8 protein-coding genes are annotated in these 11247 nt (G+C 46.5%); 7 read left to right on the top strand and 1 reads right to left on the bottom strand.

Features of this window, described 5'->3' with window-relative positions; genetic code table 11:
* From M977_RS05110 to M977_RS05090, 5 genes are all read left to right on the top strand, one after another.
* Nucleotides 1-2080 (top strand): Ig-like domain-containing protein (locus M977_RS05110; protein ID WP_157092037.1); only part of this gene is annotated, 2080 nt, incomplete at its 5' end.
* A 183-nt stretch (nt 2081-2263) separates the two neighbouring features.
* Nucleotides 2264-3499 carry an alanine racemase gene (gene alr, locus M977_RS05105; protein WP_064512816.1) on the top strand — a complete coding sequence of 412 codons (1236 nt, stop codon included), beginning with the start codon at nt 2264-2266 and terminating at the stop codon, nt 3497-3499.
* A gap of 210 nt (nt 3500-3709) precedes the next feature.
* Nucleotides 3710-4711, top strand: coding sequence for a LacI family DNA-binding transcriptional regulator (locus M977_RS05100; RefSeq protein WP_064512833.1), 1002 nt, complete (start codon nt 3710-3712; stop codon nt 4709-4711).
* Between the two features lie 150 nt (nt 4712-4861).
* Entirely contained in the window at nt 4862-6328 is a 1467-nt protein-coding gene (gene nhaC / locus M977_RS05095; RefSeq protein ID WP_064512814.1) for a Na+/H+ antiporter NhaC, read from the top strand.
* Nucleotides 6325-7506 (top strand): MalY/PatB family protein, encoded by a 1182-nt coding sequence (locus tag M977_RS05090; RefSeq protein WP_064512812.1) that lies wholly within the window; start codon nt 6325-6327, stop codon nt 7504-7506. The genes nhaC (M977_RS05095) and M977_RS05090 overlap by 4 nt, the downstream gene beginning before the upstream one ends.
* Before the next feature lie 75 nt (nt 7507-7581).
* On the opposite strand, the gene M977_RS05085 is transcribed toward M977_RS05090, so the two are convergent.
* Nucleotides 7582-8121, bottom strand: a complete 540-nt coding sequence (locus tag M977_RS05085) for a DUF2058 domain-containing protein (protein ID WP_064512831.1) — start codon at nt 8119-8121, stop codon at nt 7582-7584.
* A 420-nt stretch (nt 8122-8541) separates the two neighbouring features.
* Between M977_RS05085 and melR the strand changes: the two genes are divergently transcribed.
* Nucleotides 8542-9480 (top strand): transcriptional regulator MelR, encoded by a 939-nt coding sequence (melR, locus tag M977_RS05080; protein ID WP_064512810.1) that lies wholly within the window; start codon nt 8542-8544, stop codon nt 9478-9480.
* A 172-nt stretch (nt 9481-9652) separates the two neighbouring features.
* Nucleotides 9653-11119: a Na+/H+ antiporter NhaC gene (gene nhaC / locus M977_RS05075; RefSeq protein WP_064512808.1), complete on the top strand. Its 1467-nt coding sequence runs from the start codon at nt 9653-9655 to the stop codon at nt 11117-11119.
* Nucleotides 11120-11247: the final 128 nt, after the last annotated feature.

The raw sequence follows: 11247 nt of genomic DNA, 5'->3' as shown, positions 1-11247 counted from the left end.
TTTGACTCCGGCTCACGTTCCACTGACTGATTTGACGCCCGCACAAGTCCCGATGACCGAACTGAAGCCTGCGAAACACCACGACCATGTCAGCATCACTATTGATAGTATTGAAACCGAGGAGGTTCCCTCAACGGACAAGCCGGATAGCGGGGTTACTCACGTTAATGGTGGCAGTGAATCACCGGATGGTTTCGATGTTAAAGATGGGAAAATAGTCAGCATTGGCTCAAATGTGCGTATCCATTTGAGTGAAAATGATAATGTGCCGGGATGTGCCGATCCTGAACACCAAATCCTGCACTACAACGATGGCAATGAGAAAGGCGACGGCAATTACTCCGATATCTTTGTCGTCCATCCGGGTAGCCAGTATCGGCAGGGAGATGGCACTTACCAGGACCTGCATTCCGTCGACGGCAATACGCAGCCTGAACAGGACGGGCATAAAGATTACGTCTTCGTTCAGGATGGCAAAGATTCGGATTACCAGATTGGCTACGGCACCAATAACAATTCGCAAACCAATGTGAATACTCAGGAGAACGTTTCGGTTACCGGGCTGGATGGTATGGGTCACTCCCTGCACCTTCAGGGCATAAACCATATCGAAGGGGTAATTCTTGGCGATGGCACTGTCCACACGCAAAATGTGGGGAGTACCACTGTTGAGACCGATACACCAGTCCAACAACCTGGTGAGCAGCATTCCGTAATCACCGGTACCGTAACGGGTGATGTCGTACTGGGCGATATCGTGAAACTGACCGTTAACGGCCACCACTATAAAGGTGAAGTGGTTGATCTGGGTAACGGGAAGCTTGGCTACCATATTGGGGTTGAGAGTGGTGATCTGAAAGAGGGGCTGCCTGTACATGTCAGCATTACTGTCAAAGGTGATGATGGGCATGCAACGCATGCAACAGCCGATCAAACAGTCAGCCATGATCAGGTCCCACCCGCGCCTTCAACTGATCATGTTAGCCCTGCACATCCGGCGAGCTCTGAGCAAGATGCAAGCGCTACCATCTCTGACTACATCGCTCACAACGACAGCACGGATTCGACTCCTGAAGCCCACCCGAGCCCCATTACCCAGGTAAATGGCGGCAGTGGCGCAGCTGAAGGCTTTGATATTCAGGATGGGAAGATTGTCGCCATTGGTTCGAATGTGCGTGTCTGGTTGAGTGACGGCGATACAGCACCGCACAGTGCAGACAGTGCTAACCAGATCACCCATTACCATGACGGCAACGTAAATAGTGACGGGAAATATGCCGATATTTATGTGGTGCATGATGGCAGTGGCTACACGAATGGTAATGCTCACCAGGGCCTGAATGCCATTAACGGCATGACGCAGTCAGTCGACAGCGGGCACAAAGGCTACATTTTCTTGCAGGATGGTTCAGAGGCTGATTATAAATGCTCACCAGGTCCTAATAACAATGCCAATTCTAACGTAAATACGCTGGAAAATGTTTCGATCACGGGGACACATAGTGATGCGGACCAGGGGCTGCATTTACAGGGTGTGAACCACATTGAAGGCGTCATCTTTGGTGATGGAACGCTGGCTTTTACGGCGAATGATAGCCGTACAACAGTGGTTCACCACGATGCTCCGGTACCCGCAGATATCCCTTCCGCAGCGCCACCTGTGCCTGTCGATGACGTTTCGGTCCACGCTCATGTTGACGCCGCAACGGTTGTTGAACACCACACTCAACAGGCACATCCGCTCAATAACTTGCTTGAAAGCAGCGATGATCTGTTCCTTCCGGCAGCAACTGCGCCAGCGGATAGCGCCACACATCAGCCCGATAATTCTGGTCTGGTGACCGGAAAAGGTGAGCATGCGCAAGAGCGCATAAACCTGAGTGATTTAGCTCATGAACTTGAGCATGGCACTGATATCACAAGCCTGATTAAAGGTGGTGAGCAACCGCATACCGATGCGACGGTTATCGATCCTAAAGCGCATGCGGCTCCAGTAATGGTGTCTGAGTCTGCGGGAATGGATAGTTTGCAGCATTCATCATTTGATCATTTATTGCATAAACCAGAACACCATTACTAACGCTTAACACCGGTAATGAATAAGAGCCTGCACGCGAAAGTGAGCAGGCTCTTTTTTTGCAGCCCTCTATGTCATGTTGAAGAAAATGCCATTAAATTAGAATAAAAATCAGCAGGATAACCTGGTTTTTTCTTATGAATTTGGGGTCGCTACGAACCCCTTTAACCTTGCTAAGGAGTCAGCATGCCACTGCATTTACGCCGTTTAGCTTTAATCCCTCTGTTTGTTCTTACCGCCTGTAATAGCCACAACACCACCGTTCCCCCAACCAGCACGCTTTCTGCCGCCGGATACCACCATCAGCAACTGGTTGTTGATAACACGACGCTTGAAATCTCGCGCAGCGCGCTAGAATACAACGTACAAAAAGTACAAAAACTGCTCGGTAATAAATCCACCATGTGCGCAATTCTGAAAGGGGATGCCTACGGGCACGACCTGTCGCTGGTCACGCCGGTGATGCTGGCAAACAACGTGCAATGCATCGGCGTTGCCAGCAATGAAGAACTGAAAACCGTACGCGATCTCGGTTTTAAAGGTCGTTTGATGCGTGTGAGAAATGCGACCGAAGAAGAGATGCGCCAGGCGACGGACTATGACACTGAAGAGTTAATCGGCAACCTGGATATGGCAAAACGCCTCGATGCGATTGCTCAACAACAGGGGAAAACGCTGCGTATTCATCTGGCGCTGAACTCCGGTGGCATGTCGCGTAACGGGCTGGAAGTCAGCAATCAGGAAGGGCTGAACGATGCTAAAGCCATCTCCGAACTGAGCCACTTGAAAATCGTCGGCATCATGTCGCATTACCCGGAAGAAGATGCGGCGGCGGTGCGCAAAGATCTGGCGCGCTTTAAAGTGCAGTCACAACAGGTTCTGGAGATTACCGGTCTGAAGCGAGAAGACGTGACCCTGCATGTTGCCAATAGCTTTGCGACGCTGACGGTGCCTGAATCCTGGCTCGATATGGTGCGTGTTGGCGGTGTGTTTTACGGCGATACCATTGCCAGTAACGACTACAAACGCGTGATGACATTGAAATCCTCTATTGCCTCGGTGAACCGCTACCCGAAAGGCAACACCGTCGGTTATGACCGCACTTACACGCTCAAGCGCAACTCCGTGCTGGCTAATATTCCGGTGGGTTATGCCGATGGCTATCGCCGCGTGTTCAGCAATGCGGGGCACGTATTGATTCGTGGCCAGCGTGTACCCATTCTTGGCAAAACATCGATGAATACCGTGGTAGTTGATGTGACTGATTTGAAAGGTGTTGCACCAGGGGATGAAGTTGTTCTGTTTGGTAAGCAGGGGAATGCGGAGGTAACCGCGACTGAAGTAGAAGATATCAGTGGTGCATTGTTTACCGAAATGTCGATTCTCTGGGGTGCTACGAACAAGCGCGTACTGGTTGATTGATATTCTTAGCCCAGCTTTTAGCTGGGCTTTTTCTATTAGCATCTCTTACTTTTATGGCCGTGAACTTAGAGGGTTGCAGTAAATCATTGGATGATCTCATCAAGAGGTATCATTCAGTCGGCATTTTGCTGGATCTAATGCCATATGCTTTGGTGGTATGCTCGTCATGGTTTTTCTAAGAACTCACGTTCTCCATATCAAAGTGAATCTATGGCGACAATGAAAGAGGTTGCCCTGTTGGCCGGAGTGTCGACAGCAACTGTATCTCGGGTAATAAATCAAACTTCATATGTTGAACCTGTTACGCAGGAACGTGTGGAGAAAGCTATGCGTGAGCTGAACTATCGGCGTAATGCAGCAGCTCTGGCACTCGCAAAACGCAGTGGCAATATGCTGGGGTTGTTAACCGGCAATCTGGCCGATCCGTTTTTTGCCCGATTAGCCCGAGGTGTAGAAGAAGTTGCACGCCAGCAGGGGTTTCGTCTGATGGTCTGTAGTGGTGGTCATCAGGCTGAGTTGGAAAAATCAGGCTTAGATTTTTTGATTAACCAGGGCTGCGAAGCCATTGTCGTGCATGCGACACGCCTGCCCGACCAGGATTTAATTCGCTATAGCACCCATACCCCCGCCATGGTCCTTGTGAACCGCTACATTCCATCAATATCACCTCGCTGTGTATGGCTGGATAACCAAAGTGCAGCGCGCCAGGCTACACGCCATCTATTAGAAAATGGTCATCGCTGTATTGCCTGTATCACATCAGACTTGCCCATTGATGACAGACAGCAGCGGCTGGAAGGCTACCGATTAGCGATGGCTGAATTTGGGATTACCCCGGAGAAAAGCTGGATAATTAGCGTGCCGTTTAATGAAGAAGGTGGAGAAACGGCTGCCAAAAAACTTCTCGATAGCCACATTCCTTTTACTGCGGCATTTACCTTTAACGATGTTATGGCCGCCGGTATGATGCGCGCCCTTCATCAACAAGGCGTTGCGCTACCTGAACAGTTATCGCTGGTGGGTTTTGATGATGTAGTACTCGCGCGTTATCTGTTCCCAGCCTTAACGACCATGCATTACCCGATAGAGCGCATGGCCCGGCATGCAGCTCTGCTCGCCATTGGGTTGCATCAACATGAAACGCCACCGCCGCGTTCATTGTGCTTTGCCGCTGAACTGATCGAACGAGATTCGGTGATGCGAAATAATTAATTGAAGGCATGTCGTCAACAGCGTTTTTTGTGACAAATGTCGCAACTGTACTCTTCATGTATGCGGTTACATGGCAGCATCCTTTCCATCACATTTGCATTGTTCTGTTCCCTTTACTCTGCACTCATCAAAATAAATCGGAACACAATTATGAAAGCGAATGAATCACACAACGACAAAAAAACGCTCTCTTTTGGGCTGGCTTTACTCCCCATAATCGCGATGCTGGCATTTCTCATCGTCGGATATGGTGTGATGGGATTGCGTATTGAGCCGTTGCTTTTGTGCTCTGCGGCTATTGCCGCAGGTCTGGCATATTGGCAGGGATATAACTGGGACGATGTGATGAACTCCATCGTTGCTAAACTCGCTAAAGCGATGCCGGTTATTATGATTTTGATTTGCGTCGGCGGGCTTATCGGCACCTGGATGTTTAGTGGCACCATTCCTTATATGGTGTACTGGGGATTGAAACTGATTAGCCCTCAATACATTCTTATCGCCGCATTTTTCCTGACCAGTGTAGTGTCAGTTTGTACCGGAACGTCATGGGGTTCGGCGGGCACGGTGGGCGTGGCGTTGATGGGGGTTGCTGCCGGGTTGGATGTTCCACTAGCGGCAGCAGCAGGGGCGGTGGTTTCTGGTGCCTACTTTGGCGACAAAATCTCTCCGCTGTCGGATTCAACCAATTTTGCCGCTATTGTTGCTGATACCACGTTGTTTGAGCATATCCAGCATTTGATGTACACCACCATTCCGAGTTTCATTCTGGCAGCCATTGTTTATCTGGTTGCAGGCCACAGCAGCATGATGGGCGAAGTTGCCACTCCACAGCGGGTGACAGACATTATTAACGCGCTCGATAGTCTCTATCACTTCCATATCGTACTGATATTGCCGCCGATTATTGTCCTTTGGGGAGCCATCAGCAAAAAACCGGTCATCCCGTTGATGCTTATTGCCTGCTTGCTGGCCATTATTCTTGGCGTCTGGCTTCAGGGATTGAGTGTTAAGCAGGGCCTGGATGCATTCATGGATGGTTTTAACATCAACATGTTCCCGCAGGGTTCTGATGGGATGATTGCCGATGTGCCTCGCCTGCTTAATCGCGGCGGCCTGTTCTCCATGATGAGTACAATCTTGCTGGTGTTCTGTGCTTTCTCTTTTGCTGGCGCACTGACACTAACAGGTGCACTGACTATCATTATCAACCGTTTGCTCACCGTTATTCATAGCGTAGGTCAACTGATTGCAGCCACTATCGGCACGACTATTCTGGTTACGGCTGCTACCAGCGACGGCAAACTGGCGCTGCTGGTTCCGGCCGAGCTTTATCAGGATGCGTATCGCCGCATGGGTTTAGATACTAAAAATCTTTCCCGCACCATTGAAGATGCGGGAACTGTGATTGAGCCTCTTATTCCATGGACCGCAGCGGGCGTCTATATGGCGACAACACTGGGCGTAAGCACTCTGGATTTCTTACCCTGGGCCGTACAGTGTTACTCCGCTATTTTCTTTGCTTTGATTTATGGTTTTACCGGGTTTGGTATCGCTAAAGCACCGATTAAGGTCACTACTCCAATGGAGAATTCAAAGCAGGAGGCTACATCATGAAAAACAATTTTGAGCAGGTGATTAATCGCCATGCTACGGGTTCAGTGAAATGGGATTTCATCGATCGTTATCAGAATATGCAAACCGACAATTTACTCCCAATGTGGGTTTCTGATTATGATTTTGCCTGCCCGCCAAATGTGTTGGAGGCGCTTCATCGGCGTGTTGAACATGGTGTATTTGGCTATAGCGAGCGTGATGAAAATTACTACACGGCGCTGACTAACTGGTTTGAGCGTCGTCATCAACTCCTGATTCACCCTGAATGGGTTTGCAGTATTGAAGGGGTAGTGCCGGGTCTTTCACTGCTGGTACAAATGCTAAGCCAGGTGGGTGATAGCGTTGTGGTTCAGGGGCCGTACTACGGATCATTTGCCAAGATTATTACGCTTAACCAGCGCAACCTTGTTGAGAATCCGCTGCAAGAAGATCCCGATGTGGGATATGTGATGGATCTTGAGCAGCTAGAGGAATTGTTTAGCAAATATCGCCCGCCACTGTTCATTCTGTGTAACCCGCATAACCCTACCGGGCGTTGCTGGAGCAAAGATGAGTTAACCAAACTTTTGACGCTATGTGAAAAATACGATGTGACGGTGCTTTCAGACGAAATCTGGGCTGATCTACTGCTGCCAGGATCAACGTTTACCTCTGTTTTGCATCTTGAGTCTCGCTGGCATTCAAGGGTAATTGCTGCCACATCAGCAAGTAAAACCTTTGGACTTTCATCCCTGCGGATCTCTAACTTCCTTATTCCTGATGCTGGGTTAAAGGCGCGATTTATCGAGCGTTTAAATGCGCACGGTCTGGACGTATTCAATGCGCTTTCGATGGAAGCTGCTACTGCGGCATATAATGGTTCCGAAAAGTGGCTGGACGAATTGCTTGATTATCTCGCGGCAAATCGTGATTGGTTTGTGTCGCAGATAGAGAACTATTTGCCGTGGTTACGTGTTGTTCCGGCACAAGGTACCTATTTGATATGGATAGATTGCCGAGCATTGGGCTTGAACGATAATGAGTTAAAGAGCGTGATGACTGAGATAGCCGGTATTGCTCCTTCTATGGGAAGTGGTTTTGGCCCAGCAGGCTCTGGCTTTATACGACTGAACCTCGGTTGCCCGCGCAGTTATCTTGAGCAAGCCATCAAAGGGCTACAGCGTATTGGCGCGCAGTAACTTCAAACACAATAATACGCCCCTCAGCCAGCCTTGGCTGAGGGGCGTATTTCAAAGGGGCTCTGGAAACTTTCCCTACCACATCAAATCATCAGGCACGACAAAGTCAGCATACGGGTCTTCTTCGTCTTGAGCTTCCTGGCTCAGCGTACTGTTTAATACGATATAGCTCGCATCACGCTGCGCAATTTTATCGGCAACACTTGCTGGGATAATCGCGTATTCACCTTCAGGATTTTTATCTGTCATCAAACGAGCAATAGCGAGACGGCCATTGGTTAATTGAGTCTGAGTAACCTTATCAACATAGATTTTTTTAATTAAATTGTTATCTGTGAAGTTATAGCCAATATCGCCTTTTGAAATAACAATTCTATTCATTTCAATAAGCTGTTTAATTTGAGCCTTATATTCTTTTGATAAAGCAGCCTGCTTTTGTTGTTCAACCAGCTCTTTATCACGCTCAATTTGCGCCTTTTTATTCTCTTCCACTGCCTCGCGCGCCTCACGAGCCTGAACTCGTGATTTTTTGGCCGTTCTCTGAACTTTGGCCATTTTTTTGCTGCTAACTAAGCCAGCTTTAAGCATCTGCTCTTGTAATGTGAGTTTTGTCATGTTCATGGTCTAAAAAAATCAAATCGTGGGCAAGATTATACCTTTCATACCAGAGGTAGTGTTGTTGTTTTTTTGCAGGCAACGCTCTATGGCTTAGCAGATTCAAAGATAAGTACAAAACCGGGATGGGTTATAGGGGAGACAAGAACTGGAATTATCTCAATGGACTATGGCGTCCACCTCAGCGAACTTGGAATGACGTTTGTTCTTAGCGATAAAAAATGATCGAGTGACATCACTTACTGCATAAGATTCCATATTCCCGATAACTCAGATCTGCAATTGATAAACATAAAATCTGAGTTTCTGGGAATGATTTCGCGAAAATGGAGATAAAACGGAGGTTTTTTTCGGTTAAGCTGTAACCATGTTTTGATATGACATCTCGGTCAGATTCATGGTCCAGGAACTCAACCTATAATGGAAAACAGTACTCCGCGACTGCCGCATGATCCCCATATGTGCCGCAGTTATGAAAAAAAGACTCGTAGCCCACTTGCACTCTATTCAGAGTATCAGCGTATGGATGTCGAGCTGCGGGCGCCATTGGCAATGAGCTACAGCCACTGGCATGGTCAGGTTGAAGTTAATGTGCCATTTGACGGGGATGTGGAATATCTGATTAATGATGAATTGGTGCGAGTCAAGCAAGGTTATATCACCCTGTTTTGGGCTTGTACCCCACATCAGCTTACAAATCCAGGCCATTGCAAACAAATGGCAATATTCAACTTACCAATGCATTTATTTTTATCCTGGCCGCTGGATCGCGAATTGATTAATCACGTGACTCATGGAATGGTGATTAAATCCTTATCAGCACAGCAACTCAGCATTTTTGAAGTTCAGCGTTGGCAACATGAACTGAATAGTACTAATGAGCAGGTTCGCCAGTTAGCAATCGATGAAATTGCCTTAATGCTAAAGCGCTTTAGTCTATCTGGCTGGCAGCCTGTGCTGGTTAATAAAACGTCACGCACTCAGAAAAATAGTCTTTCGCGGCACTCACAGTTTTATGTTAGCCAAATGCTTGAGTTTATTGCCACACACTGTGACAAAATTTTGACAGTTAACGCTATCGCGGAATATGTGAAACTGAACCCAAACTATGCCATGGGTATTTTCCAGAGAGTTATGCAACTGACTATGAAGCAATATATTACTGCAATGCGTATTAACCATGTGAGAGCACTACTAAGCGACACCGATAAGACTATTCTAGATATAGCTATTATTGCAGGGTTTCGTTCTAGTAGCCGTTTTTATAGTACATTTAATAAATACGTCGGTATGCCACCGCAGCAGTATCGTAAATTGAGTCAACAACGAATAAATCACCAACTCTACGTGGAGGGATAATTATTAAGAAAGCCCGTAGTAGTATTGTGTTGAAATAAATTCCATTATATTGGTATTGAAAGTATGTGATTTCCATGAAAATAATTGGGTTGGCCATTTTAATGTAAGGTTAAATATCATAGGCGTTTTTCTTATCTGTTCAAATACAAACCACTAACTATTGGATGGGATTATGCAATTGAATAGCTATACTTCAAAAAGTAGAAGGGAATTATCTTTTTTTTGGTCTGTTTTGCCTATGGTCGTAATGCTAGGCGGAATTAGTATTGGGTATTTTGTTTTTAACATCCGTGCGGAGCCCATGATTTTGATGGGGACAGCTACTGCTTCATTTATAGCTATAGCTCATGGTTTTACGTGGGATGACATTCTAAAATCCATTTGCGAAAAAATATCTGAGGCTTTACCCGTAATACTGATTGTAGCGAGTATTGGTTTCTTAATTGGAGCATGGATGGTCTCAGGTACAATACCGATGATGATTTACTATGGTTTAAAGTTAATTAATCCTCAGTATTTCTATATTTCCGCATTTCTTCTTGGAGCATTAATTTCTGTTTGTACCGGTACCTCTTGGGGCTCTATCGGTACAGTTGGTATTGCGATGATTGGTGTTGCCATTGGATTGAATGTATCACTTCCAATTGCTGCCGGGGCTATTGTTTCAGGTTGTTGGTTCGGTGATAAACTTTCTCCAGTCTCTGATTCAACAAACATGGCCGCGCTGGCTGCTGGTGTAAATCTATACTCGCATATAGGCCATCTTTTGTGGACAACTGGCCCCGGGTTTATTTTATGTAGCATTGTATATAGTTATATGGGTATGGGTATGGGTATTGAGGCCTCTATTAGTACACCAGAGAATATTATAAAATTGATGGCGTCAATTGGTAGTGTTTATCATTTTAATATTTTCCTATTATTACCACCGATTATTGTATTGTATGGTTCTCTTTCAAAGAAACCGCCAATTCCTATGTTATTCCTGTCTACATTAATATCCATGATTCTCGCATTAGTTTTTCAGGGTTTCTCTGCGTCATCGGTAGGAGAATCGGTTGTGAGTGGCTTTAAGCTCTCTATGATCGAGGGTAGTAATGTATCTGCGCTTTCTTCTGATGTATCTCGCTTGCTGGAGCGGGGTGGTGCAATATCTATGTTTAGTAGCTTTGTTACTGTTTTCAGTGCATTCAGCTTTGCTGGCGCGATGAGCGCAACGGGCTCGCTGCATACGGTTATTCATGCTCTCACGAAAGGTGTCAAATCAACATTTCGTTTGGTCCTCACAACGATTATTACAACTTTTACCATCTGTGCATGTACAGCAAACGGTACTTTGCCATTATTGCTATGCGGTGATGCTTTTAAAGATGAATACAAAAGAAGAGGTCTTGCGGCAAAAAATCTCTCCAGGACAACTGAGGACGCAGGGACGGTAGTCGAACCTATTATTCCCTGGTCTGCGTCAGGTGTTTATTGCGCCACTATGCTGGGCGTATCAACACTAGACTATTTACCGTGGGCAATTTTGTGCTACAGCGGAGTTATGTTTGCATTACTTTGGGCTGCAACGGGTATCGGTATCGCTAAATGTGAACCGAGTGACGCCACTGAGAATATCGTTGAGCATCAACTATAATGTTAGAGTGAATTGAGTTTCATATTTACTCGAAAAATACGAATTAATTTATCTAAGTTACGCATGCTGTAGCAGAAATATTCTACGGATGAAATTTTTATGCGTGTTATTCAGTTTGTATTTTAAAT

It is taken from the genome of Buttiauxella gaviniae ATCC 51604 (genome assembly GCF_001654835.1).
GTDB lineage: Bacteria > Pseudomonadota > Gammaproteobacteria > Enterobacterales > Enterobacteriaceae > Buttiauxella > Buttiauxella gaviniae.
Note: the sequence above shows the minus strand (reverse complement) of the source record. Positions and strands in the feature narration are given on the sequence as shown.

Excerpts from the sequence above, each read along its gene's own strand:
- alr (WP_064512816.1), top strand. The coding sequence starts at position 2,264 with ATGCCACTGCATTTACGCCGTTTAGCTTTAATCCCTCTGTTTGTTCTT.
- M977_RS05100 (WP_064512833.1), top strand. The coding sequence starts at position 3,710 with ATGGCGACAATGAAAGAGGTTGCCCTGTTGGCCGGAGTGTCGACAGCA.
- nhaC (WP_064512814.1), top strand. The coding sequence starts at position 4,862 with ATGAAAGCGAATGAATCACACAACGACAAAAAAACGCTCTCTTTTGGG.
- M977_RS05090 (WP_064512812.1), top strand. The coding sequence starts at position 6,325 with ATGAAAAACAATTTTGAGCAGGTGATTAATCGCCATGCTACGGGTTCA.
- M977_RS05085 (WP_064512831.1), bottom strand. The coding sequence starts at position 8,121 with ATGACAAAACTCACATTACAAGAGCAGATGCTTAAAGCTGGCTTAGTT.
- melR (WP_064512810.1), top strand. The coding sequence starts at position 8,542 with ATGGAAAACAGTACTCCGCGACTGCCGCATGATCCCCATATGTGCCGC.
- nhaC (WP_064512808.1), top strand. The coding sequence starts at position 9,653 with ATGCAATTGAATAGCTATACTTCAAAAAGTAGAAGGGAATTATCTTTT.